Source organism: uncultured Kordia sp. (genome assembly GCF_947496985.1).
Taxonomy (GTDB): Bacteria; Bacteroidota; Bacteroidia; order Flavobacteriales; family Flavobacteriaceae; genus Kordia.
The window spans coordinates 1,067,042-1,093,565 of the sequence record NZ_CANMEZ010000001.1 but is presented as its reverse complement, the minus strand read 5'-3'; the positions used below and the strand labels follow the sequence as shown (position 1 = coordinate 1,093,565).

At 33.1% G+C, this 26,524-nt stretch carries 24 protein-coding genes; 9 read left to right on the top strand and 15 right to left on the bottom strand.

The features are described from left to right. Positions 1 to 202 precede the first annotated feature (202 nt). Positions 203 to 457, top strand: coding sequence for a hypothetical protein (locus Q0828_RS04965; protein WP_298418203.1), 255 nt, complete (start codon positions 203 to 205; stop codon positions 455 to 457). Positions 458 to 881: 424 nt separating this feature from the next. Here Q0828_RS04965 and Q0828_RS04960 read toward each other — a convergent pair whose 3' ends face one another. From Q0828_RS04960 to Q0828_RS04930, 7 genes are all read right to left on the bottom strand, one after another. After that, positions 882 to 3,101, bottom strand: coding sequence for a M43 family zinc metalloprotease (locus Q0828_RS04960; protein WP_298418202.1), 2,220 nt, complete (start codon positions 3,099 to 3,101; stop codon positions 882 to 884). Positions 3,102 to 3,402: 301 nt separating this feature from the next. Beyond that, positions 3,403 to 4,059, bottom strand: coding sequence for a CoA transferase subunit B (locus Q0828_RS04955; RefSeq protein ID WP_298418200.1), 657 nt, complete (start codon positions 4,057 to 4,059; stop codon positions 3,403 to 3,405). 127 nt (positions 4,060 to 4,186) lie between these two features. Beyond that, complete coding sequence (locus Q0828_RS04950) at positions 4,187 to 4,885, bottom strand: CoA transferase subunit A (protein WP_298418199.1); 699 nt, start codon at positions 4,883 to 4,885, stop codon at positions 4,187 to 4,189. A 64-nt stretch (positions 4,886 to 4,949) separates the two neighbouring features. Beyond that, positions 4,950 to 7,289: a transglycosylase domain-containing protein gene (locus Q0828_RS04945; RefSeq protein ID WP_298418198.1), complete on the bottom strand. Its 2,340-nt coding sequence runs from the start codon at positions 7,287 to 7,289 to the stop codon at positions 4,950 to 4,952. Between the two features lie 18 nt (positions 7,290 to 7,307). Continuing rightward, positions 7,308 to 7,799 carry a gliding motility lipoprotein GldH gene (locus Q0828_RS04940; RefSeq protein WP_298418197.1) on the bottom strand — a complete coding sequence of 164 codons (492 nt, stop codon included), beginning with the start codon at positions 7,797 to 7,799 and terminating at the stop codon, positions 7,308 to 7,310. Then, on the bottom strand, positions 7,783 to 9,141 hold the full coding sequence (gene ricT / locus Q0828_RS04935; protein WP_298418196.1) for a regulatory iron-sulfur-containing complex subunit RicT: 1,359 nt from the start codon (positions 9,139 to 9,141) through the stop codon (positions 7,783 to 7,785). The genes Q0828_RS04940 and ricT overlap by 17 nt, the downstream gene beginning before the upstream one ends. Before the next feature lie 102 nt (positions 9,142 to 9,243). Further along, the gene (locus tag Q0828_RS04930) at positions 9,244 to 10,275 is read right to left on the bottom strand and encodes a rhodanese-related sulfurtransferase (RefSeq protein WP_298418195.1); all 1,032 of its coding nucleotides are present in this window, start codon (positions 10,273 to 10,275) and stop codon (positions 9,244 to 9,246) included. Positions 10,276 to 11,139: 864 nt separating this feature from the next. Here Q0828_RS04930 and recA point away from each other — a divergent pair. The 4 genes from recA to Q0828_RS04910 all read left to right on the top strand — a co-directional run bounded on the left by recA (position 11,140) and on the right by Q0828_RS04910 (position 15,318). Beyond that, positions 11,140 to 12,141, top strand: a complete 1,002-nt coding sequence (recA, locus tag Q0828_RS04925; protein ID WP_298418194.1) for a recombinase RecA — start codon at positions 11,140 to 11,142, stop codon at positions 12,139 to 12,141. Positions 12,142 to 12,329: 188 nt separating this feature from the next. Beyond that, a complete protein-coding gene (locus tag Q0828_RS04920; RefSeq protein ID WP_298418193.1) occupies positions 12,330 to 12,746 on the top strand; it encodes a hypothetical protein in 417 nt (138 codons plus the stop codon). A 30-nt stretch (positions 12,747 to 12,776) separates the two neighbouring features. Then, complete coding sequence (locus Q0828_RS04915) at positions 12,777 to 13,316, top strand: sigma-70 family RNA polymerase sigma factor (RefSeq protein WP_298418191.1); 540 nt, start codon at positions 12,777 to 12,779, stop codon at positions 13,314 to 13,316. Then, entirely contained in the window at positions 13,309 to 15,318 is a 2,010-nt protein-coding gene (locus Q0828_RS04910) for a hypothetical protein (protein WP_298418190.1), read from the top strand. The genes Q0828_RS04915 and Q0828_RS04910 overlap by 8 nt, the downstream gene beginning before the upstream one ends. Positions 15,319 to 15,385: 67 nt before the next feature. Here Q0828_RS04910 and Q0828_RS04905 read toward each other — a convergent pair whose 3' ends face one another. Continuing rightward, the gene (locus Q0828_RS04905; protein WP_298418189.1) at positions 15,386 to 16,147 is read right to left on the bottom strand and encodes a lysophospholipid acyltransferase family protein; all 762 of its coding nucleotides are present in this window, start codon (positions 16,145 to 16,147) and stop codon (positions 15,386 to 15,388) included. Between the two features lie 116 nt (positions 16,148 to 16,263). On the opposite strand from Q0828_RS04905, the gene trpS reads away from it, so the two are divergent. Next, on the top strand, positions 16,264 to 17,232 hold the full coding sequence (gene trpS, locus Q0828_RS04900) for a tryptophan--tRNA ligase (protein WP_298418187.1): 969 nt from the start codon (positions 16,264 to 16,266) through the stop codon (positions 17,230 to 17,232). Between the two features lie 64 nt (positions 17,233 to 17,296). Here trpS and Q0828_RS04895 read toward each other — a convergent pair whose 3' ends face one another. The 6 genes from Q0828_RS04895 to Q0828_RS04870 all read right to left on the bottom strand — a co-directional run bounded on the left by Q0828_RS04895 (position 17,297) and on the right by Q0828_RS04870 (position 21,980). Next, positions 17,297 to 18,187, bottom strand: a complete 891-nt coding sequence (locus Q0828_RS04895) for an alpha/beta hydrolase (protein WP_298418186.1) — start codon at positions 18,185 to 18,187, stop codon at positions 17,297 to 17,299. Between the two features lie 27 nt (positions 18,188 to 18,214). Continuing rightward, on the bottom strand, positions 18,215 to 18,817 hold the full coding sequence (locus tag Q0828_RS04890) for an NAD(P)H-dependent oxidoreductase (protein ID WP_298418184.1): 603 nt from the start codon (positions 18,815 to 18,817) through the stop codon (positions 18,215 to 18,217). 70 nt (positions 18,818 to 18,887) lie between these two features. Continuing rightward, entirely contained in the window at positions 18,888 to 19,559 is a 672-nt protein-coding gene (locus Q0828_RS04885) for a hypothetical protein (protein WP_298418182.1), read from the bottom strand. Between the two features lie 69 nt (positions 19,560 to 19,628). Next, positions 19,629 to 20,354: a M23 family metallopeptidase gene (locus Q0828_RS04880; RefSeq protein WP_298418180.1), complete on the bottom strand. Its 726-nt coding sequence runs from the start codon at positions 20,352 to 20,354 to the stop codon at positions 19,629 to 19,631. Between the two features lie 2 nt (positions 20,355 to 20,356). Continuing rightward, entirely contained in the window at positions 20,357 to 20,995 is a 639-nt protein-coding gene (locus Q0828_RS04875; protein ID WP_298418179.1) for a hypothetical protein, read from the bottom strand. 130 nt (positions 20,996 to 21,125) lie between these two features. After that, complete coding sequence (locus Q0828_RS04870; protein ID WP_298418178.1) at positions 21,126 to 21,980, bottom strand: hypothetical protein; 855 nt, start codon at positions 21,978 to 21,980, stop codon at positions 21,126 to 21,128. A gap of 212 nt (positions 21,981 to 22,192) precedes the next feature. Between Q0828_RS04870 and Q0828_RS04865 the strand changes: the two genes are divergently transcribed. Together Q0828_RS04865 and Q0828_RS04860 are read left to right on the top strand one after the other, a co-directional pair. Further along, positions 22,193 to 23,212, top strand: coding sequence for a histidine kinase (locus Q0828_RS04865; protein WP_298418177.1), 1,020 nt, complete (start codon positions 22,193 to 22,195; stop codon positions 23,210 to 23,212). An 8-nt stretch (positions 23,213 to 23,220) separates the two neighbouring features. Beyond that, positions 23,221 to 23,895: a LytTR family DNA-binding domain-containing protein gene (locus Q0828_RS04860; RefSeq protein ID WP_298418175.1), complete on the top strand. Its 675-nt coding sequence runs from the start codon at positions 23,221 to 23,223 to the stop codon at positions 23,893 to 23,895. A gap of 38 nt (positions 23,896 to 23,933) precedes the next feature. Here Q0828_RS04860 and dprA read toward each other — a convergent pair whose 3' ends face one another. Then, entirely contained in the window at positions 23,934 to 25,040 is a 1,107-nt protein-coding gene (gene dprA, locus Q0828_RS04855; protein WP_298418173.1) for a DNA-processing protein DprA, read from the bottom strand. Positions 25,041 to 25,514: 474 nt separating this feature from the next. On the opposite strand from dprA, the gene Q0828_RS04850 reads away from it, so the two are divergent. Continuing rightward, positions 25,515 to 26,471: an SPOR domain-containing protein gene (locus Q0828_RS04850; RefSeq protein ID WP_298418172.1), complete on the top strand. Its 957-nt coding sequence runs from the start codon at positions 25,515 to 25,517 to the stop codon at positions 26,469 to 26,471. Positions 26,472 to 26,524: the final 53 nt, after the last annotated feature.

The window sequence follows — 26,524 nt, the reverse complement described above, 5'->3', positions numbered from 1 at the left end:
TTTGCCTCAGCAAATTCATTCTCAAAAGCATTTCAGAAAAAAACGGGCGAAACCGTTTCTAGCTTCTTAAAACAACAGAATTGGTCATAAACATTACAGCTAAAAATCAGCACTCGGTTTTAAATAAATACGACTATCGTCCTTTTTTTTGTAGCATTTTAACCTATATCATTGCTTCAATATTTAACTAAAATCATGTATTATGAAAAAAAAGAATTTAAAGTCGTTAGTGTTAAACAAGAAATCAGTTTCGAATCTTAGCCACACAAAAGGAGGATTTGAAAGAGTTACCCTTAGTCAAAACTTTATTGATGTATGTTGCCCAGTATTTGGTACAGGTGAATGCCTTGGCTCAGAAAATACTAATTGCGGTGGTGGCGACCCTACAGGCAATTGTTTAACTCATGAAGAAACTTGTGTTTGCTTTTTACCGACCTGGGAACAAGATTGTGAATAATGACAAAGTGTGACTAAAAAAGAGGTAGTTTTAAAAGCTATACTTGTATAAATTTATAAGCGAACCAAGGTTCGCTTTTTTTAGCTTCTTGAGTCAAATACATCATACATAATTGCTTTGTAACCATACTATATTAAGAATACAAACCGTTTTGTTAGAATACTTTTTAATTGTTTGCTTTACTATTAGGTAATGTTTTTTTGATCAAGAGTGAATAAAAGGTGGTAAAGATCAGGAAACGCTTGAGCATACTTACAATACCGTTGTCATTTGCGCTCCTCTTACACTAGATTTGATATGTATTAAGAATCAATTACTGTTTTACTTCCTTGTACTGAATAATAAACTTTATAAACAAAAAAACACCCAAGCTTTTACACTTGGGCGTTTTCATTTCTATAAAAATTGTATTGAAGTTGTTAGCTTATTCCCTCACAAACTTCTCAATAATTTTTTCTTCTTCGTCACTTACTTCTAATAAGTAAACTCCTGATTTTAATTCACTCACATTTAATCTTCCATCTTTAATAGTTCCAGCTTTTACTGTTTGACCTAATAAGTTTAGGATTCTGTATGATGTGTTAAGGTTATAACTTGCTAAGTTGATGTTAATATTTCCACGTGTAATTGTTGGCGACATTAAGAAATCTCCACTTACTGATCCTTCTGGACCTGTACGTAAGGTTTCAAGACCAGATCTTGTATTAATTGCTCTAGCTCCACTAATACCATTAATAGTTACTTGATCAATGTATACTTGATCTGCGTTAGCACTAGCATCACACTGAACTCTAAATCTTGAGTTAGATGCAAAGTTTACATTAGCACTGTCTAAAGTAACTGTTGCCGAATAGAAAGTACCATTGTTAAAGTTAGTTCCACTAGCATATGTTGCTACAGTACTCCAAGAAGATCCGTTGTAATATCTAACCCAGAAGTCTTCGCCTGTTTCCATAGAGTTTGCATAGAAATAGAACTTAAATTCTACCTGATCAAATCCTCGTAAGTCGAATGTTTCAGATGTCATTGCAGATGCTGTTCCTGAGTTGTCTCTTAATCGCATAGAGTACGATCCTTCGTATGAGCGCGATCCGTTGTAACGGAAACAGTCGCTTCCTCCATCAGCCCATCCATCTAATCCAGTTTCAAAGAATCCTTCGTGTAATAACGTAGTTCCTCCTGTTTGACATGGCGCACATGATGAACCTCCACAATCTATTCCTGTTTCGTCTCCATTTTGAATTCCATCAGTACATGTTGGTGGTGGTGGTGGCGTACTTCCTAAGCAAAAATCTGTAGCTTCAGATGAAGTAAAACTTCCTCCTGATTTAATTTGCCCATTTGGCCCTGTTAATGTATATGAACCATTTCCAAATGAACAGCAAATACCATCTCCATAAGCATCATTGATTGTAAATGTATAGCAATCATCAGGCAAACATAATGTTTGCGTTATTGTTGATCCGTCTGCATTTGAAGTTGAATAACTATCAGAAGCGACTGTTGTTCCGCCATCAGTTACTAATGACCAAGAAGTTTCTTCAGGGTAGTTATCAAATGTAATTGTTAGTGTTACTTCATTGTCTGAACATCCAGACTGGCAAGGTGCACAAGATGAACCTCCACAGTCAACTCCTGTTTCGTCTCCATTTTGGATTCCATCAGTACATGTTGGTGGTGGTGGTGTAGAACCACACTTGTCAGAAAGTGCTAAGCTTCTACGAACTCCACCTGCGTCTAATACAGCTCTCATTCTATTTTTTTGTCCCAATGTAAATAGGTTCATACATGAATCGTTTGTATAGTCCATATAGTTTTGTACCATATCTACAGACCCACAAGATACTTGACCAGTTGGGCATCCTCCATTAGAAGTTTGGTGCGTAGGCGTATCACTTACAAAATCGTTTCCGCAATTAGCGTCTCCCCAAATATGGCGTAAGTTTAAATAGTGTCCTATTTCGTGTGTTGTTGTTCTTCCTCCGTCAAATGGAGCCGATACGTTTCCTACTCTACCGAAGTAGTTGTATGCCATTACAACACCATCTGTAGAAGCGGCTCCACCAGGAAATTGTGCGTATCCTAAAATCGTTCTTCCTCCACTTGTCATTTGAGGAACAATCCACATGTTTAAGTATTCTGAAGTATCCCAAGGATTTACTCCGCCTTGTGATGCTTTTTTCATATCATCATTTGTTCCCCAATCTGTTCTTGAAACAGATTTTCTAGTAATTCCAGTTGTTGCATTTCCATTTGGGTCTACAGTTGCCATACAGAATTGAATTTCTGTATCAGCTGCTTGTGACCATGTATTGTCCGCATCTGGATTAGTTCTTCTAAAGTCTTCATTGATAACATCAATTTGAGACTGAATTTGTGCTACACTGATGTTGTTTGTAGCATTTGTGTATAATACATGAACAACTACTGGAATTGTTATAATATTACCACTAACACTTTCCGTGTTTCCTTGTTGAGCTCTAGCTCTAGTGTAATCCTCAATTTGTTGCATGCGTGCTTCCAATTGTGGATCGAGTTGCTTTCTGTACTCTAGGTTTTCCATTGTAGAACATTCGCGTTCTTGCGCAAATGTCATTGTGAGGCATAGGAAAGCCATCAAAAAGAGTGTAATTTTTTTGTTCATATTAAAAGTTTTTAAGTTGGTCTTTTTGTTTTCAACAAGTGTTAAAAACGCATCAAATATGTTAATTTTTTGTGAATTATACGATAAAAAGTAGGTTTTTTCGATGAAATACACATATTTTTTCTCAATTTATTAAGTTTTCAACAAATTTCAACATACTGATTTTCTGACAATTAATAATTATATCTAGTGTTTTTGTAGAGTATTTACACATTTTCGATTTAGACCAAAAAAAAGCATCATATCTTGTTTAATATGATGCCTGTAATTCTTTTTGATTGTTATGCTTATATGGTGAAAGCTACAATAACTTCATTTCTGGAATATCCCCTTCTATTATTAAATTTCCTTCTGTAGCTTTATCTATTTCTTCTACAGAGACACCTGGAGCTCTTTCTAGAAGCTTAAATCCACTTTCTACAACTTCTAAAACGGCTAGATTAGTTACAATCTTTTTTACACAACCAACACCTGTTAACGGAAGCGAACATTTTTTAAGCAATTTAGATTCACCACGTTTGTTGGTATGCATCATAGCAACTATTATATTTTCTGCGGAAGCGACTAAATCCATAGCGCCACCCATTCCTTTGACCATTTTTCCTGGAATTTTCCAGTTGGCAATATCTCCGTTTTCGGCAACTTCCATTGCTCCAAGAATTGTCAAATCGACGTGTTTTCCGCGAATCATTGCAAAACTTGTAGCCGAATCAAAGAAACTTGCACCTGGCAAAGTCGTAATGGTTTGTTTTCCTGCATTGATAATATCAGCATCTTCTTCTCCTTCAAAAGGAAAAGGTCCCATTCCTAATACCCCGTTTTCACTTTGAAATTCTACTTCAATATCATCTCTAACAAAGTTAGCAACTAGTGTCGGTATTCCAATTCCAAGATTTACATAGTAACCGTCTTTCACTTCTCTTGCGATTCTTTTCGCGATTCCATTCTTATCCAACATATTTTTTAATTTGATAATGCGTCGATTTAAAAATTTGAAAATGAATATTTATCAACTTTTAAAACCGAGCTGTTTTCTTTTGGATGTAGCAATAATTTTGCTAATTATTTTTATGATTGATTTCAAATCAACGTTGTCTTACCGTTCTTTGTTCTATTCTTTTTTCAAATGTTTCTCCTTGGAAAATTCGTTGTACAAAAATCCCTGGAATATGTATTTGGTTTGGATCTAATTCGCCTGCTGGCACTAATTCTTCTACCTCAACAACTGTTATTTTAGCTGCGCCACACATACACGGGTTAAAATTACGTGCCGTTCCTTTGAAGATAAGGTTTCCAGCTTCGTCACCTTTCCAAGCTTTCACAAAAGCAAAATCTGCTTCAAATGCTTTTTCTAAGATGTGCATTTTACCATTAAATTCTCTAGATTCTTTTCCTTCAGCTACTTCCGTTCCGTAACCTGCTGGCGTGTAAAATGCTGGAAAACCTGCTTGTGCTGCTCTGCATTTTTCTGCTAAGGTACCTTGTGGTGTGAGTTCTACTTCCAATTCGCCTGAAAGCATTTGACGTTCAAATTCGTCATTTTCACCCACATAAGATGAGATCATTTTTTTGATTTGACGTTGTTGTAGTAACAACCCTAAACCAAATTCATCTACACCAGCGTTGTTTGAGATACATGTTAGATTTTTTACACCAAGTTTTACCAGTTCGGCAATGGCATTTTCGGGAATTCCGCACAAACCAAAACCGCCGAGCATCAAAGTCATTCCGTCTTTGACGCCTTCAACGGCTTGTTGTACAGTATTTATTTTTTTGTTAATCATCAATCAGTATTTTGACTGAAAATTACGAAAATTTCAAAAGATGTTTCCTTTTTTTAAGAATTATTTAGAAGTCAATTCCATCATTATTTTGATCATCGTTCGGATCTTCTTGTCCTTCGTCACCTTTTTTAGTCGTTTTTGAACAATCTACATTGATGGTTAAGTCTTCTGGTTCAGGAAATTTTCCTTTAGAAACTCCTAAATTAGGATCCGCATAACATTTTTTCATGAATAATCCCCAAATTGGTAATGCCATAGAAGCTCCTTGTCCGTAAGTTGTAGAAGCAAAACGCACTTGACGATCTTCTCCACCAACCCAAGCTCCAGAAATTAAATTTGGCACCATTCCTATAAACCAACCATCACTGTTATCTTGAGTAGTTCCTGTTTTCCCTGCTATTGGATTTTTGAATTCATATGGATACCCAGTAATGATTTCATCATACATTTTATTCCATTTGTTAGCTCCTTTTGTACGTAACCTAGCTCCTGAACCACTTTTTGTTACACCTTCCATAAGATTCACTACCGTATACGCAACTTCTTCGCTTAATACATCTTTGGTTTCTGGAACAAATTCGTATAATACTGTTCCATTTTTGTCTTCTATTCTACTGATGACTACAGGTTTTACATACACACCTTGATTTACAAAGGTTCCGTATGCACCTAGCATTTCATATAATGAAATATCTGGTGTCCCTAGGGCAATGGATGGCACTTCTGGGATATCAGATTCTACACCTAATCGTTGTGCTAACGATCGAACATTTGCGGGTCCTACTCTGTCCATTAAACGTGCAGTTACTGTGTTTACAGAATTTGCCAATGCGCCTCTTAATGTACGCATTCCTTCGTATTTATTATCGGAATTCCTTGGACACCAAGGTTCCAAGAGTCCATACTTACCTGCTTCTATACAGAAAGGTCCATTTGGCATAGAGTCACAAGGAGATAAGTGTAATTGATCAATTGCTGTAGCGTATACAAATGGTTTGAAGGTAGAGCCAATTTGACGTTTCCCTTGTTTTACCATATCGTATTTGAAGTATTTATGATTGATTCCTCCTACCCAAGCTTTTACTTGACCTGTTTGTGGTTCTAATGACATAAAACTAGCACGTAAATAGTATTTTGTAAAAATAAGTGAATCACGTGGTGACATGATGGTGTCTTTTTCACCTTTCCAAGTGAAAAGTCTCATTGGTATTTTTTTGTCAAATGACGCTATGATTTCTTTTTCAGATTTCCCATCTTTTTTCATCACACGCCAACGTTCCGATTGACGCATAGATCTGTCCATCACATAATCAATTCTACTTTGCTCTACATCACGTGCAAATGGCGCATTTTTGTTACGTTTTTTTGTGTTTTGATGAAAAAACTCTGCTTGTAGTTTTGTCATATGTTCTTCCATTGCTTCTTCAGCATACTTTTGCATGCGTGAATCAATGGTTGTGTATATTTTTAGCCCATCAAAGTTGATGTTATAGCGTGTTCCGTCATCTCTAGGATTTTCACGAACCCATCTTTTCATAAACTTTTTCACATGCTCTCTAAAATAGGTTCCCAATCCTGCATTATGCGATTCTGGATGGTAGTCAATTTTTAGCGGTAAGTTTTGAAGTGAATCTTTTATTTCTTCGGAGATGTAATCATATTTATACATTTGCGCCAATACAACATCTCTTCTATTTTTTACTCCTTCTGCATTTCTTCTCGGATTGTATAAGGATGAGTTTTTAAACATTCCTACGAGCATTGCTGACTCTTCTATTTTGAGTTCTTTTGGTTCTTTTCCAAAGTAAATATTCGCCGCCGAGCGAATTCCATCAGCATTGTTATTGAAATCATAGATATTGAAATACATCGCAATGATTTCTTCTTTGGTGTATTGACGTTCTAAACGTGTTGCAATAACCCATTCTTTGATTTTCTGTGTATATCTGGATAATCCTTCACCTCTTTCTCCGTGAAATAATTGTTTTGCTAATTGTTGTGATATTGTAGAAGCTCCACCTTTACTGCCTAAAAAAACAGCTGCTCTAATAGTACCACGCACATCAATACCTGCATGATCATAAAAACGCGCATCTTCTGTTGCTACTAATGCATTTACTAAATCTTTTGGCAATTCTTTATAACCAACAGGTGTTCTGTTATCTCGTAAGTAATATTTTCCTAAGGTTTTTCCATCGGAAGATAATACCTGACTTGCTAAATTTGTTTGTGGATTTTCTAGGATTTCAAAAGAAGGCATTTCGCCTAATGCGCCCCATGAAGCTAATAAGAATAATAAGAATATACTTGCGATTCCACCCAAGAATAAAATCCAAAACCACTTGATAATTTTTTTGAAAGAAGTAGGTTTCTCTTGTTTTTTTTTGACTTGCTTTTTTGCCATTTCAATACGTTGTTTGTACTATTTTTTTTCGATTCTAAAGCCAACCTCCGAGATTCCCTTTAAGCTTTGGATTCCGTCTGGTTCATTAATTTTTCGCATGGCCTGTTGGATGGCAATTTCATACGTTCCTTCATATGGGAAACGTACATCTTCTTTGTACCAAAGTTTACTTTCTTTGGTTGCCATAAACCCTTTACCAAGCCATTCTCCATTTGATTTTGCCATTTCGTACTCTAAGGTATCAGAAACGACATTTCCATTTGGAAAGTTCATGTTGACAATGAGAAATAGATTTTGAAATTCGTATTCGTTTGTATTTCTCACATTCACAAACAAATTGTAATTGCTTGTGCTGTCTGGCTGTTGAAATTTGAAAGTGAGTGCGGTGTCTTTTTCCCAAGTTTTTCCTGCGGAAGCATATTCGTCAAAAACACGATTGCCGTCACAAGAAACTAGTAGAAATGTACTGATAATACAGATAAAAAATGCGATTTTATTTAGGCTTTGCATTTTTGTTAGGTTTTTTACGTCTGTTATTATTCTTGCTTGTACTCTTAGCAGCGTTACTATTTTTGTTAGTATTGTTGCTATTCTTTGCGTTGTTACTGCTTTTTGCGTTTGGTTTGTTGCTTTTTTTAGCATTTTGATTTCTGCTTTTTTTAGCATTTCCATCTGCGTTAACAGTAGCTTTGTTTCCATTGTTGTTTCTACGCTTTTTCTTGTTTTGAGCGCCTCTTCTTTTTCTGTTTCGAGTGGGTTTCTTATCGAATCGCGTAAGACTATCTTGCCCTACAACGTTTTCAAAGTCTGTTTTAGTATCTTCTTCAATAAGTTCGATAGCGTATTCTTCTAAACTTATTACTTTTTTCTTCTCTTTGTTTAATTCTATGATTTCATTGGCTTGATCAGTGGTTAGTTTGTGCCAATTCATCCATTCGCCTTCGTATGCATACCAAATATGTCCTTTAAAGATATCTGTTTTTTGGCAAACTGCAGTTCCTTTGTCCGTATAAAGTTTTACATCACTTTTTGGAAATTGTTGCAATGCTTCTAAGTATGCATCTAATTCAAAGTTAAGACAACATTTTAGTTTTCCACATTGTCCTGCAAGTTTTTGTGGGTTTAACGATAGTTGTTGATATCTGGCTGCAGCCGTATTTACCGACCTAAAATCTGTTAGCCAAGTTGAACAACACAACTCGCGTCCGCAAGAGCCAATTCCGCCTAAGCGAGCTGCTTCTTGTCTAAAACCAATTTGACGCATTTCAATACGAATACTGAATGCCTTTGCCATGTCTTTGATTAGTTGACGAAAGTCAACACGTTCTTCAGCGGTATAGTAAAACGTTGCTTTGGAAGCATCTCCTTGAAATTCTACATCTGAAATTTTCATTTGTAGTCCAAGTGCAATGGCTAATTCTCTGGAACGTTTTTTTATTTCTTCTTCTCTATCTCTGGCTTTTGACCAAACATCAATATCTTTTTGAGAAGCTTTTCGGTATATTCTTCGTACGTCTTCGCTATCATGACTCACTTTTTTCTTTTTCATTTGTACTCTTACCAATTCTCCAGTAAGGGTAACAATTCCAACATCATGTCCTGGAGAAGCTTCTGTAGCTACAATATCTCCAATGCTAAGCGATAAGTTTTCTGTATTTTTATAAAAATGTTTTCTACTATTTTTAAAGCGTACTTCTACACAATCAAATGGTTTTTGATTGCTAGGTAACGACATGTTTGATAACCAATTGAATACTGTTAGCTTATTACAGCTATCAGTTCCGCAAGTACCATTGTTCTTGCATCCTCTTGGTTGACCATCTTTACCAGTTGAACAACTGTTACAACTCATATTTTTATATATAGAATCTGCATGTATTCGGGTGCGCAGATATGGGGTTCATAATTTTCTCTAAAAATGTAAAGATAGGATTATTTCTGTAGCATCGAAAATCTACTTTTTATACTTCAATACTTCCGATCTTCCTTTTTTAAAGATTTTGTTGCTTACCACTTTCCCTTTTCGCAATTCTTTTTGCTTTTCAAGCGGTAAACTGTGTACTTCTTTACAGTCATCAGAACAGCAATCGTTCATTTTCTCAGCACAGGTTTCACATTGAATAAATAATAAGTGACAGGCTTCATTAGCGCAGTTTACATGTGTATCACATGGGTTTCCACATTGATGGCAATTGGCAATGATATCTTCTGAGATACGTTCGCCACGACGATGATCGAATACAAAGTTTTTACCTATAAATTTATTTTCTAGGTTTTGCGCTTCTACTTGACGTGCGTAATTGATGATTCCACCTTCTAATTGGTATACTTTTTTGAAACCTTTGTGTTTAAAGTAAGCACTAGCTTTTTCACAACGAATTCCACCAGTACAATACATCACTAGGTTTTTATCATCTTTATGATCAGATAAATCTTCTTCTATTATTGGTAATGATTCGCGAAATGTATCTACATCAGGTGTAATAGCGCCTTGAAAATGACCAATTTCACTTTCGTAATGGTTACGCATATCTACCAAAATGGTGTTTTGATCATCTAATAATTCGTTGAATTTTTCTGCTCCAACATGCACACCTTTTTCTGTTACATCAAAGCTTTCGTCATTTAATCCGTCGGCAACAATTTTGTCTCTGACTTTTACTTTTAGTTTTAAGAACGACATGTTATCTTGTTCTATGGCTACGTTTAATCGTACATTTTCTAGAAACGCAATGGTGTCCAAGTGTGTTTTGAATGCATTGAAATTTTCGGCTGGAACCGAAAGTTGTGCATTTATCCCTTCGTAAGAAACATAAATTCTACCTAGAACGTCTATTTTGTCCCAGTTGATAAATAAATGATTTCGTAAAATTTCAGGATTTCCGATGTTGGCGTACTTGTAGAAAGATATTGTCATACGATCCTTACCTGCTTTTTCGATAAGTTCCGCTCTTTCTTTAGCACTTAATTTATTGTACAGTTGCATGCTATATCAATTATTTAAGGTTAAAGTGTATATTTTGGACAAAATTACATTTTTTGTTGTAACTGCCTATTATTTTTTTATTCAATATAATTGTCCCAAAGTAAAAGTGTTTCAAAAAGACATAAAAAATATGTGAATACCTTTTATAAGTTCTCATTTTTTTAGTTCACTATCTTTATTTCAAAATGGATGAGTTCATGAATATTTGATTTCTAAGACTTCAAAAAATCTTAACGAAAAAATCGTACTACACTGCGGAAAAGAAGAATTTTATTCTATAAGGAAAATATCATATTATCAAAATACCAACGCTTGTATAAAATTTACTACGCTTATGCATTTTATACAGTGATATTGAAATAGATACCATACTTTTAGTTTCAGATTTTTTTTAGAAGAGAACAATTGCAGTTAAAATATGCTGATTTTGACTAATTTTAAGTTCAAAAAAAGAAATAAATAGACGTTAAGAACGTGTTTTTTGAACTTAAAAAATACTTTTTACTGCAACTACAGGAAAAATAAAAGTGCTTCCACAAAATGGAAGCACTTCTACTAGCTAATTCATTGTTAATATTAAATTTTTCTATTGAAAATAGAATTAACAATGAAGCTAGCCACCGTCAAGCTTGCAGTTACCGTAGAAAGCTACTGCTGCTGTATGCCTTTTTTGAAATATTATTTTGCTTAAAATTCTCATTAAAACATGGACATTGTTTGTAAAGTAGATGTCAATACTTTAGAAAGGTTGCGTCCGATGTAGAAAAAAATTAGCATAAAAAGTCAAAATCGATTCCGGCGAATTGTTTTCAGCAAAAAGAAATAGTAATTTAGCACAGTAAGAAATACTAGAAAATTGATATAATGAGTTCAGAAAAAGAAGCAAAATTAAAAGCTTTAAAACTTACGTTAGATAAGTTAGATAAAGCATATGGTAAAGGTGCTGTAATGAAACTAGGTGATTCTGTTGTACAAGAAGTTGATACCATTTCTTCAGGTTCACTTGGTTTAGACATCGCTTTAGGAGTTGGTGGATATCCACGTGGAAGAGTTGTTGAAATTTATGGTCCTGAATCTTCTGGTAAAACGACCTTAACATTACATGCAATGGCTGAAGCGCAAAAGAAAGGTGGAATTGCTGCTTTTATTGATGCAGAACATGCTTTTGACCGTTTCTACGCTGAAAGTTTAGGTGTTGATATTGACAATTTGATTATTTCTCAACCTGATCATGGAGAGCAAGCTTTAGAAATTGCAGATAATTTAATTCGTTCAGGAGCTATTGATATTGTAGTAATTGACTCAGTTGCTGCTTTGACTCCAAAAAGTGAAATTGAAGGTGAAATGGGAGATTCTAAAATGGGATTACATGCACGTTTAATGTCACAAGCACTTCGTAAATTAACAGCTTCTATAAATAAAACACAGTGTACTGTAATATTCATTAACCAGTTACGTGAAAAAATTGGTGTAATGTTCGGAAACCCTGAAACAACAACTGGTGGAAACGCATTAAAATTCTACGCTTCAGTTCGTTTGGATATTAGACGCTCTACACAAATTAAATCAAGTGACGGAGAAGTTAAAGGAAATAAGACACGTGTAAAAGTTGTAAAAAACAAAGTTGCACCACCATTTAAAACCGTAGAGTTTGATATTATGTATGGTGAAGGTGTTTCTAAAGTTGGAGAAATTTTAGACATCGGTGTTAATTATGAAATCATAAAAAAGAGTGGTTCTTGGTTTAGTTACGGAGATTCAAAACTCGGACAAGGACGAGATGCAGTAAAAACATTATTGCAAGACAATCCTGAGTTACTCGAAGAGCTTGAAGTAAAAATTAAAGACGCTATTGCAAATAGTTAAATCAATCACTTTAGAGTAAGTCCATAAGTTATACATAAGGAATTTACATAAAATATCGAGGCAAGCCTCGTAACATTTTAAATCTCGAGTATCGAGTAAAAAAATCCCTTCTCGGGATTTTTTTTATTTTTAGACGCAACCTTTTTATAAAATTCACATCTACTTGGAAAGTAGTTTTATTTTTGATTATGAGAAAGATATTATTTTTAGCACTATTTACCTGTTTTACAGTACTTACATCTTGTTCAGTTGATGACAATGCAGTTGTTGTTCAATTTGAGCCTATTCCTATTGAAAATGTAATTATTCCTATGGAATTCAATTTAGGAGAAACATATACTATTTCTGTTACTTACAAACGACCGACGGATTGTCATTCATTCAATAATCTTGAATATGTAGCCGAGTCTAATAATGTACGAACAATTGCCGTTGTCGCACTTGTTACAACTGGAGATTGTACAACTCTTACAGATAATTTTCAAACACAGACTTTTAATTTCAATGTATTGGATTCAAATCCGTACACATTTAAGTTTTGGCAAGGAAAAAATGATAATGGACAAGATATGTATTTAGAATATGAAATACCTGTAAACAATTAAGTTTTTAGGCTATTAAAACCAACAAACCTAGTGAGTTTAGAGCAACTCATACATAATTGCAAGAATAATGACCGACAGGCACAAGCACATTTGTACAGCTTATATTCCCAAAAGCTATACGCTACTAGCTTGAAATACTCTCGGAACAAACTAGAGGCGGAAGATAATCTGCAGGATAGTTTTATGGTTATTTTTAAAAAAATTGGCCAATATAATTTTAAAGGCTCTTTTGAAGGTTGGCTCAGAAGAATTACCGTAAACACCGTACTTCAAAAATACAGAAGTAAAGGTGTTTTCGAAGTTATAAATGAAAATGTACTGGAAGATAGACCAGTAACAGTATATGAAGAAGATGTTTCCATAGATTACCTCTTAGGAATTGTACAAGAATTACCTGATCGGTATCGATTGGTATTTAATTTGTACGTACTTGATGATTATTCACATCAAGAGATTGCCGATTTGATGGGTATTTCCGTAGGAACATCAAAATCGAACTTGGCAAGAGCTCGAATGATTTTAAAGAATAAGGTAGAAGCGTATAAAAAAAAAATCGCCATAAATGAGTGATCAAAAAAATATAGACAATTTATTTCGGGAAGCCTTCAAAGACTTTGAAGCTAAGCCCGATGCTGCTTTATGGGATAAAATTTCATCGCAATTAGATGAAAATTCTCCAAAAGCAGACAAGAAAAAAGAAGGTATCGTGTTTTTACCTTGGTTGTATAAAATTGCAGGTGTTGCCGCGGCTTTGCTGTTATTATTTTTTATCGGAAATCAGTTTATTGATAATTCTGAAGAAATAATTGATCCTACCAATCAGACTACTTCTACTACTAATAACACAACCACCAATGGTAATTCATCTACTAATACCAGCAATACTTCTGGAACATCATCCGATTTACAAGTAACAGGAAATGAATCTACTACAGAAAAACAAAATTTACAAAACAACAACGATTCGCAACATAAAACACTTGAACAAAAAGAACGTATTGCCAATGAGCAAAACCTCAACAATAGTGATACAAATAATAAAAATAGTGTAAAGAAAAGTGTGCAAAAAGGAAGTGCGCTACAAAATGCAGTAGCAACTCAGGAAAACGGCACAAATTCAAATACGACTTCGCAACAATTACTAAATAACACTAATAATGGTACGAATCGTTCAAATCGTATCAAAACAAATACAACTGTTTCTCAAGAAAAAGCTGTAGCTAATACAAGTTCAAATACAAACAATATTTCTAATAATACATCTAGTGTAAACAATTCAAATAGCACTAAAAACAACACAACTATTTCACAGAAAAATGCTGTAGCAGGGACAAGTTCAAATATATCGAACAATACTACTAATAAAAATTCTTCCACCACAAAAGGCGTGAACAAAAATGGTAGTACAACACAGAATACTACAAATTCGAAGAATAATGTATATAGTGATTCAGTTGCTGAGCATACAAAAAATACTTCTACTTCAAATACTGTTAAAAAAGGCGTAAATAGTTCGGCTACAGCCGAAACAAAAAATACACAGCAAACTGTAAAGACTAATGCTGTTGCTCAACAGAATACAAAAAACGAGACAAAAACTGCGAATTCAGGAAATGATGGAACAAATACTCCTTCAAATACTGAAAAATCGGCTACGGAGTTAGATACAACAAAAGAAGCCATTGCTTCTACAAATGAAAACAAAAAAGAAGACGAAATTAAAAAGTCATTGTTAGATGTTATTAATGATTTGCATGCCTTAGAAAAAGATTCTACGGCTGTTGCCGAAGCAAATCTAAAGAGATGGACAATTTCTCCAAATGCTTCACCTGTGTATTACAATACACTTGTAAATGGTTCACCAATTTCAGAATCATTCGCCGATAATGCCAAAACAGGTGATGTAAACTTAAGTTTTGGTGTAAATGTTGGCTATGACGTTTCAAAACGATTGACAATTCGTACAGGAGTTCATAAAGTTGATTATAGTTATAGCACACAAGACGTTGCACTTGTACCGACAATTAATACGGGTCCTGGTGCAATCATTGCTGACGGAAGTAGCATAGGAACAAATAGTATTAACAACATTACAAACATTGCCTATGCGCAAAGTGCATCAACTTTTAGGCTTCAAGACAGACAGCAGGTAGCAATTAATAATGAATTTGTACCAACGATTTTAGAATCTTCTATTCGTCAAGCACAAATTGAAGGAAATTTGAATCAACGTATGAGTTTTATTGAAGTTCCTATTGAATTGAAATATGCAGTAATTGACAAGAAAATTGGTGTAAATGTTATTGGTGGTGTTAGTACATTACTTTTAACAGAAAATAGTTTACTATTAGAATCTCCAGCACTTACAACCGAGTTAGGAGAAGCAACAAATATAAACGACTTGAGTTTTAGCACAAATATTGGAATTGGAATTGACTACAAGCTTTCCAATCAATTAGAGTTTAATTTAGAACCAATGTTAAAATATCAACTCAATACGTTTTCAGGAAATACTGGCAACTTTAAACCCTATTCAGTAGGTGTGTATACAGGTGTCAGTTTTAGGTTTTAGTTTTTTAGTTGGTTAGGTATATACGGATACCTTTTAAAAGCAGTGATGTTTACCAGAGAAACCGTTTTCAGTTAGAAAGCGGTTTTTCATTTTCATACGCTATAAGTTCTGCCAAAATTATTTCTCTAGCTGTTTTACTCATTTCTTTTTTATCTTCTACTTTTAAACCTGTAGTTGATAAAAACTTATGAATAGTTAAACGCATTCTTCCTGGAGATCCACTAAAAAACGAATAGGAAAAGCGTTTCTTATTATCGGCAAACGTCATTGGAACTATTGGAATTTCATGTTCTATAGCCAACCGAAATGCCCCATCTTTAAATTCGTCTAATAATATATGTTCTTCCGGCACTTTTCCTTCTGGAAAAATACAGATACTCATTCCTTGATTCAATCGTTTCTGAGCGCTATCATACACTGCTTTTCGACTTCTAGCACTTCCTCTATCTACCAAAATACATGTTCGTTTATAGAAAAACCCAAAAATTGGAATCTTTACAAGTTCTTTTTTTCCCACAAAAACAAACGGATTTTTAGACGCTAGTAACATCAACATAATGTCCGTCATACTCGTATGATTGGCCACTAACATATAACTCTTTCCTTTTACAATTTCTTCTTCTCTTTTAAACTTTGGAAAAAAGCCCATTCCATATAAAATAGGTCGTGCCCATAGGTTTCTTGCGAGCCAAAAAAACTGTGGGTAAAACTTTTCACTTGTCGTAAATAGTAATAAAAAAGGAAAAAATATAAGTATAGGAATCAGTACCAAAAGGTAAAACCAAATGCGCCACAATAGAATTCCTATGTTTCGTATGAAAGTAATCATTAGCTTCAAAAATACATTAAAGTTTCGAAAATGCGTTTAAAAATTATTTTTATGAAATTTTCAATGGTGATTTCAAAAGAATTACATTTGCTAAAATTCAATAATTACAATTACTAATGGCACGAATACTTACAGGAATTCAAAGCACAGGAACACCACATTTAGGAAATATTTTAGGTGCAATTGTTCCTGCTATTGAAATGGCGCAAGATGCAGCAAATGAATCTTTTCTTTTTATTGCAGACATGCATTCGCTTACTCAGATAAAAGATGGAGATACCTTACGAGAAAACACATATAGAACCGCAGCTACTTGGCTTGCATTTGGTTTAGATATTAATAAAACCGTGTTTTACCGTCAAAGTGATGTATCACAAGTAACCGAGTTAAGTTGGTATTTGAATTGCTTTTTTCCATACAATCGTTTAAAGCTAGCACATAGTTTTAAAGACAAAGCAGATCGTTTGGAAGATGTAAATGCAGGTTTATTTACATATCCAATGTTGATGGCTGCTGATATTTTATTGTATGATGCAGAAATTGTTCCTGTTGGAAAAGACCAAGAACAACATTTAGAAATTACTCGAAATGTTGCTACACGTTTTCATGAAAAATTAGGCGAAACTTTTGTATTGCCTGAAGCACGTATTCAAGAAAACACTAAACTGATTCCAGGAACCGATGGTTCAAAGATGAGTAAGAGTAAAAACAATGTGATTGATATTTTTCAGACTGATAAAAAATTGCGCAAGCAAATTATGGGCATCCAAACGGATAGCACTCCAATGGAAGACCCGAAAGATCCAGACACAGATAATGTATTTGCCTTGTATAAATTATTGGCAACTGAGGAGCAAATTGCTACCATGCGTCAAAACTATGAAGGTGGAAACTACGGATACGGACATGCAAAACAAGCTTTATTTGAATTGATTGCTGAACGATTTGCTACAGAACGCGAACGTTTTAATCATTATATGGAAAATAAACACGAAATTGATGATGCGTTAGCTATTGGTGCTGAAAAAGCAAGTACAGTTGCTAATGAAGTTTTAGCCAGAGTTCGAAAGAAAGTTGGGTATTAAGATATATTTCCTTCAATTTTATATTGTAATAGCAACTAACTTTTTATAAAAGAGTTAGTTTCTATTATTTGTTTGTAAGCGTTTGTATGAGTTCATGCAAAGCTATTTTTGCTTCTTTCATAACGGGAAGGAATGGCCAAATATGAGGCATGTTTTTTCCTGTTATTACTGTAATTTTCGTGTTAGTTTGTTTTAATTTTTCAACTAGTATTTTCTGATCAGGATATGTAACATCATGTTCAGCAATAAATAAAATCGTTTCAGGAAATTCCTCAAAACTTCCATATATAGGTGACATCAATACATTTTTTAGATCATTGTCTTGAGCGCACATCTTTTTAGCACTTACCAAACCTACTTTGGATAACATGGGATCAACTTGATCTACTTTATCTATATCTGGATTGGACATACTAGCATCCATAACAGGTGAAACAAGAATGATTTTATGTGGTAATTGTTTTTTCTTGGCAATTAATCTTTGCATTAACGCAGTTATTAATGTTCCACCAACAGAACCTCCTATGAAAGAAATTTGATTTGGCTGATATTCTTTTAAAGCACGATTGTATATTAAATCTATGTTTTCTGAGATTTCTGAGATTTTATGCTCAGGAGCTTTTGGATAATTACACATCCAAATTGTATAATCTGTTTGTTTTGAAATTTCTTTTATAGTATCCCAATGATGTTGCCCTGGTCCAGAAATAAATGCGCCACCGTGCACAAAAATTAAAAGCTTACTCGTATTTTCCTTTTTTCCTATTTCCGTTATTAGTGATTTAGAAATATTAAAACTTCTAATAATATTTTGTTTAAAAAAACTGCCTTTTGGATGGTAAACATCTTCTTTTCTTATTTTTTTATAATCAATTGGATCTTGACTAAAACTCTTTTTTAATCCTTTTAGCTTCATCACCAAAAGCATGAGGTAATATGTTAAACTTTGCTTCATTTTCTTGTGTTTTAACTAAGTGTCAGATTAATTATACTGGTTTTGTATTTTCTTTTCAATAGACTGAATGGTTTCTAAATGAATTGATGCTACTTTTTCCTTATCTATTGTTCCTCCAAGAATTATCATTTCTTTGTTATCAAATCTTTTTCCAAGTCTATCATCAAGCATAATGTTTCGCATACTTTCTGCTATTCCTATTTCATTCAAAAACTCATTGGAATGCCCTGCAGTACAAATTACAATTCCTTTTGGAACTGTTTTCATAACTTGAGTTTTACATTCAACATTATAACCATATGCATAACCAACGGAATACACTCTGTCAAACCAACCTTTTAATTTTGCAGGACAGTCACTCCACCAAACAGGATACAAGAAGATAATACAATCTGCTTTTGCAATTTTTTGATGTTCTTTTTGGACATCTTCTGGTATTGGCAACTCCAAATTAGCAAAACCTTCACGCATATATTCTTCCGCAGTCATATCTGTTTGAAAATTCATTGCATATAAATCAGAAATCTCAAAATCAATTTGTGCTTTTTCAAGTGTCGATTTTAAGTATTGTAAAATTTCATAGGTATATGATGTTTTACTTGGATGACAATATATGATAAGGACATTCATTGTAAAAACTTTGAGTTTAGAGTTTGCGTAGTAATTATTACAACTAATATGTTCTGATTGATTGTATATTTCATAAGTTCACTTCGTTTGCTATAGTATGTTTTCGCATCATGGTAATTCCTATCCATAGAAACCAAAATATTTGACCAATTCCAAAAATTTCTGTGAAAAGGTCTAATGGATATACCGTTAAAATTCCTGCAACTCCAACAAATATTCCTAGAAAAATGAGTGGTTTAGAAAACACTTTTCCTCGTAAAGCTATAATACTGATAAAAAGCACCCAAATGCCGCCAACAATTTCATTTCCACCTCCGAGTCCTTCAGACACAATACTAATGCTAGACCAAATTTGCATTGCTGCTTCTGGATCTGTAATTCCTGTTTTTAGTACTGAAGTAAGCCCTATGTTTGTAATCATTCCGCTAGCAATGACCAATCCTACCCAAATAACTCCAAAAATGAAGGTTAGTTTTGAAAAGTTTGGTGCATGTTTTTTTAAACGATGATGAATTGCTAAAACTAATACTGCTAATAAAATTCCAAATACTACATAACTAATAATGTTTGCTATTGATAGTAATGTATAATTATCTGATAGAAAATTTAATTCTTCAATGGCACTTGCATTTGCTTCAGGATATACTAAAACTCCTCCATAAATGATGAAAGCTGATATATAAATAAGCGCTTCTAGAATAGCGCAAAACCCTCCTATTTTTTGTATTTTTTTTAATTCCATAATTATAGTATTTATACTAATGACGATATGAGATCATTATTGTTACCTGTAATACAATCTAAACATAAGTTAATTTTTTTTCACTATTTGACCTCTAATCGGTTCTCCAAGTCCTACAAGTATATCATCTTCATAATAATTGAGGAATTGGGCAGGAAGTCCTAACCATTCCAAATCGCCCGATGTTCCTTGTAATTGATAATGTAAATGAGGTACATCAGAAGAACCACTATTTCCAGCTTTTCCTATTTCTTGTCCTTTGACAACAATATCGCCTACAGCAACTATAATTGATCCTTTTTTTAAATGGGCTAATATGGAAGTTTCTCCATTTAAATGATCAATCTGAATATAATTTCCTCCTGGTTGATCTCTATTCTTATTTCCCGGCAAATTATCTTCAACATCATTTACAATTTTTACCACTTTTCCATTCCCAGGAGCATTTAAACGTTTACCAAAACAGTAATGATTTTCATTCTGCTTCCAATCTCCTGAATAATGTATTTTTCTAATAGTTCCGTCACCAACGATTGTATCTTCTACAATCAAAAAATCAATAGCATAGCGTTCGCCTCCACCACGATTGATAAAATGATGTGCTCCTTCCCTATGTGTTTTTCCACCATTAACAACAAACCATTCTTCATCAAAAGGTAATTCTAATGCGGTAATTGTTTTATAATTTAAATAGATATCTTCATCTAGTTTTCCTTCATCTCCAATTAAAGCATCTGTACACGCTGCCATGCTTACTATACACAAGGTTATTAGTACTAATTTTATATGTTTCATAATTAAAAATTAAAGTTAATTCCAAGGTTTATTTGATGTTGCAATTCTTGGTATGCACTCGGTATTTGGAGTCTATCATAATTGAAACTATATCTAGCTTTTACATCAAAATGTTTAGAAAGTGCATACTTATATGTCGTATTCCATAAAACACTTTGGTATTTACCTAAAGAATAAAAGTTTTCTTCAAATGTGGACGTTCTCCAAAGTATGATTGGAATTGTTACTTTAGAAGAAAGCGATTGTTTGTTATTTATTTTATAGTTGAAATGCGCTGCAATTCCAAATTTTTGTTGAAAATCATAATACTTCCATTCATAATAGGAAGAAACATTAGTTTGCGATTGTAAACCTAAATGAATAGTGAGTTTATTTTTATGATGGATTCTTTTTAAGGAAGAAATATTCAAAATTAACTTTGAGTATTCCGGATCAGGTTCTGGAATTATGTCTGATTCTAATGCTGAATTCAAATAATTGAATTCTACTTGAAACAACTTTTCACGTTTCGTAATCCGTGTGTAACTGAATTGATAATGCACAGCAGTATAATCATACTGAGAAACAGGCGCAAATGCTAAGTTTTTTAAAACTCCAAAAGTATAGCCTGTTGAAAATTCTAAGCTATTTTTTTTGAGCATAGAATTTGTTTCTGTTTGAGAAAAGACCGTTGACACAGAAAGAGTAAGGATTAAAAAGAGGCATTTTGTGTTCATCATAACTTGATAAGGTTCAAACGATTGTTTTTTTAGAAAGATTTAAAAAGTAGAATTATTCTATCCCAAATGCTTCTTCAAAACCTTGAAAAATAAACTGGTTTAATGTTTCGTCATGATTGCCTTCACCAACTATGATATTTGCATTTCTAGAAGCTAAAAATTGAACTTCACTTTCTGTAAGGCGACCTACTGCTTCATCCGCTTTTCCATAGATATAGGTAATTTTAGACAAGTCTTGAAATTGATTTAATTTTTGCGTGTACTTATTACTGGCAAACTCTGCTGCTAACATCACTAAATTTCTTTCAATATTATCTACGGCTACTTCATCTTCTAAAATTGGTGTGATTCCGTTTTCAAAATATCCATACCTTCTTTCTAAAAGTCCTTGCCATATAACATCATTCATATCTAATCTACCGATCATAATTAAATAATTATCAGCAATATTCATCCCCTTTTCAGCAATAAGTTCTTGTGTAACAAAAGCTCCAAATGACTCTCCAAAAATATGGACCGTGCGCCCTTGTTCCTTGAAATATGTAATAACTCTGGATAGAATGTCTACAGTTTCAATATTAATAGCAGTTGCCTCATTAAGTGAAATATCGTCACCATCAACAAGGGTTGGATTTAACGTTTGTGCTTGATGTACAGTAACAAGTAAGGAATTGGTATCAATTAAATTCTGACGTAAAAAATCAACCTCATCTGCTACCAATTCTATATCAGATCCCGATTGTATATTAATTACAACTGTATTAGCTTTTTCATTTCCGTTGAAATAAATTAAATCTTTGATTTCCTCCGATATCGTAAGGTCATTGTCATCATTATTATTGTCCGAACTACAAGACAAGATGAAAAGTGCAAATAGTGCTCCTAGAATTACATTTATTTTTTTCATTACTACATTCATTTTTTTATACGAAAGCGCATAGTGTTCTTTCGTTGTTTGCTTATTTTTGATTGATAAAGTGCTATACTTTACTAGACAAAACAACAGAAAAGAGCATCTTAAAAAATATTAAGTTGACAAGCGTTGCATATCTGAGGATCAACGTTACAGTAAGTGTTAAATAGATTAATTATACGTTTCTTTGTGTTAAATTTTTTAACATGAAGCCATCCAATCTACCCGTTATAGTAGGACATCTTATATTTTGGTTATTTAATTATTGGCTGGTTGCGTTTGGATCAGATTTTAATTGGAATGGTTTTTCTGCTTCAGATGGAAGTCTTACGCATGCGTATATGTACGGTTTATTTTTTAATGCCGCTTTGTTTTATTTACAAGTTTTTTGGCTTCACACAAAAGTATACCAACAGAAAAAAAAGGTGAATTTTTATATAATTACAATCACTATTATAATTGTAATTTCACTGCTCGAGTCATATTTTGATAGTATTCTATATGATGTTTACACTATCAACAAACCTTACTTATGTGGTTTTATAAGTAGTATTATGGTGCATGTAATATATACCATTGCCGGTTTTTATTATGCGTTGAAGTTAGCGTTTAGAAAGTCTGAAAAAGTAAAACAAAAGCTTTTAGAAGAAACATACAAATCTGAATTGAAATATTTAAAGGCACAATTGAATCCTCATTTTTTGTTTAATAGTATCAACAACGTGTATCATTTAATTGGAAAAGATAATGACTTAGCAAAAGAAACGCTACATCAGTTTTCAGAGTTGTTACGCTATCAATTGTATGAAAGCAACACACATATTTTACTAGAAAAAGAATTGGATTACATTCTAAAGTATATCAAAATTGAAGAAACAAATAGAGGTTCAGATATTCGATTAGATTATGTGATTGAAGCAGAAAATCCAGCCATAAAAATTGCACCATTATTATTGATTCCTTTTGTTGAAAATGCTTTTAAGCATTGTAGTAATTATATTGATGGAAGCACTAATTTAATTTCGATAAAAGTTAAAGAGATAAATAAAACACTTACACTAATTATTAGAAACAGCTTTGATCTTTCAGGCAATGAAAATATAACAAATGGGATTGGATTGAGTAATGTGCAAAAACGTTTATCTTTATTATATCCTGATACGCATCAACTCGATATCAATACAAACAACAATACTTTTAATGTAAATTTATCCATTCGTTTATAATAGTAAAAATGAAACAACTCAACTGCTTAATTATTGATGACCAACCTATTGCCAGAGCAGGTATTGCTGATTATTGCAACGAAATTTCATTTTTACATGTTATTGCTTTGTGTAAAAATGCTTTGCAAGCAAATCACTATTTAGAAAAAAATCATATTGATTTGATTTTTTTAGACATCAATATGCCTTTACTATCTGGTATTGATTGGTTAAAAAGTTTAAAAAAACCTCCTTCGGTGATTATGACAACTGCATATGAAGAATATGCTTTGGAGAGTTTTTCTTATAATGTTTTGGATTATTTAATCAAGCCTATTTCATTTAATCGTTTTTTAAAAGCAGTTCATAAAGTAAATAACTACCTTCTTCATAAAAGTGAAAATGACGTTTTATTCTTAAAAAGTGAAAAACAGCTTAAAAAAGTAGATATCAATGATATTTTATTTGCACAAGCTCTGCAAAATTATATCAAAGTAATCACTCAAAAAGAGACCATTATTACACAAATGTCTTTAAAGAGTTTTAAAGATCAATTACCTCAAGATCATTTTATTCAAACACACAAATCATACATTGTATCAAAATATAAGGTAGATGCAATTGTAGAAAATCAAATTATTATTGGTGATTATGAAATCCCGATAAGTGTTCGTTTAAAAAAAGGAGTATTAAATAGTTTTTAGTATAGATTTTACCTACTCTTTATTTAAAAAAGGTCTATTTACACAGCCTCAAATACTTTTCCTGGTAATGGTTTTACAACGCCTTTCATTTCCATTTGTAATAAAATAGGTGCTACTTTTTGAATTGGTAATTTACATGCCAACGCAATACTATCTAACATGGTTTGCCCTTGTGTTTGTAAATGTGAATAAATTGATTGTTCTTCTGTATTAAGTTCTATAAACAATTGTTTTTGCACAGGTTTTTGAATCGCTTCGTTTAAATCCCATCCTAAAAGATATACAATGTCTGCAGCGGAAGTAAGCAAATGTGCACGTTGTTGTTTTATCAAATTATTACAACCAATACTTTGCGAATCGCCAACTCTTCCTGGGACTGCAAACACATCTCTATTGTATGAATTGGCAATATGCGCTGTAACCAAACTTCCACCTTTTTCAGCCGATTCAATAACAATAGTCGCTTGCGTCATTCCTGCTATTAAACGATTTCGCTTTAGGAAATTTTCTCTATCTGGATTTGAAGTACTCCAAAAATCAGTAACAAAACCACCATTTTCTTCGACAGCGGGCATAAAACGTTGGTGTACTTTTGGGTATATTTGATTTAAACCATGTGCCAAACAACCAACTGTTGGAATATTATTCTTCACCGCTGCACGCTGTGCAACAATATCAATTCCGTAAGCAAAGCCTGAAACAATGGTTGGTCGTAAAACGGCTAATTCTTCAATTAATTTTTCACAAAATTGAGATCCATAAGTTGTTGCTTTTCGTGTTCCAACAATACTGATCATTTTGACAGCATTTAAATCTGCATTTCCTTTTTGAAATAATAAAATTGGTCCGTCGGCACAATGTAATAAACGTTTTGGATAGCTTTCGTCTAAAAAATAATGCGTTTGTATATTTTCTTTTTGGATGAATTGCAATTCGGCTTCAGCCAATCTTAGATTTTTACCATCTTTAATATTAGCTAAAACTTGTGTTCCAATTCCGTCTATTTTGAGTAAATTTTGCTTCTTCTCTTTTAACACAGCTTCCGCGCTTCCACAATGTTTAATGAGTTTTTTTGCAATAACATCACCTATATTGGTTGTTTTTTGAAGCGCCAATATATAAATTAATTCTTGTTCAGAATTCATATAATTTTGATTTTCAAAACTAAAGTTACAGGATTTTTTTCAAAATCAGCCTTAGTTTCACTTCATTTTAATATCATAAAGGATTGTATTTTTAAGAAGAAGAATACGAACCAACTTTCTGCTCATTATTTTGACTGTTGGAAACCATCAACATTATGGTTTTTCCTGAATACATTTTTCTATTGATCCATTTTCCATAGGTTGAATCTTTTATTAAAGTAAGTCCTTTTATTAGAAATTCTGGGTGTAACTATTGTAAGAAATTAATATTAAAAAAAATGATAAGTCGTGTTTTTATAATATAATATTTGATCGAGTTCAATAAATTATAGAAGTTTTCGCATACTGAAATCAATTATTTTTCAGTGGAATAGCAAGCTAACATGTAGCTATCAAAGTTACAGCGTTTTTAAATGTTAATAAAAAGTTACGCCGATACTTCATTGGTTTTATATTTTTTCTAACTTTGTTTTAATGAGATTAGACAAATACATAAGCGACCTTTTATATAGATATGAATGTGTAATGATTCCTGAGTTCGGTGCTTTTTTAACGCAACGAAAAGGAGCACAAGTACATCATACCACCAATGCATTTTATCCACCATCAAAAGTAGTATCTTTTAATGTGCAACTTTCATCTAATGATGGATTGCTCGTAAAGCACATTGCTGATGTTACTGGAAAAGAATATGAGAGTATATTGAAAAAAGTGCAAAAAGAAGTTGCTTCATGGAAACAAAACTTAGAAAATAAGGAAATTGTTTCGCTTGAAAACATTGGTGATTTGTCTTTAAACACTGAAGGAAACATTCAATTTGAACCTTCGTATCATTTAAACTATTTAACCTCATCTTTTGGATTGTCTTCTTTTGTTTCTTCTGAAGTTACAAGAGTTGTAGAAACTACTAAAGAAGAAGTTTCAGAGTTAGTTACAGTAGAAGAAGAAATACCTGTAATTCCTTTAGTTGCTACTGAGGAAGAAGAACGCAAAGGGTTTCGCTTTCCATGGAAATATGCAGCCGCAGCCGCTATTATTTTTAGCGCAAGTGTATTTGGTTTTAGAGAATATCAATCACAACAACAAGTTGCAGAACAAAGTAAAGCTCAAGAATCTATTCATAATTACATTCAGCAAGCAACATTTTTCGGGAACAATCCTGTAGAATTGCCTTCAATCACCTTACAAGTTGCTAAAGAAGTTAAAAACTATCATGTAGTTGCCGGTGCTTTCCGAATTGAAGAAAATGCACATACTAAAATTTCACAGTTACAAGCCAATGGTTTTGAAGCTGAGTTGTTAGGAAAAAACAGATATGGTTTACATCAAGTATCATATGCAAGTTTTTCAACACGTGAAGAAGCTAGTGAAGCATTAGCAAAAATTAAACAAACAGAAGCTCCAGAAGCTTGGTTGTTAGTTACAGAATAAAATTTTTAATACATTATATATTTAAAAAGACTGCTTTTATAGCGGTCTTTTTT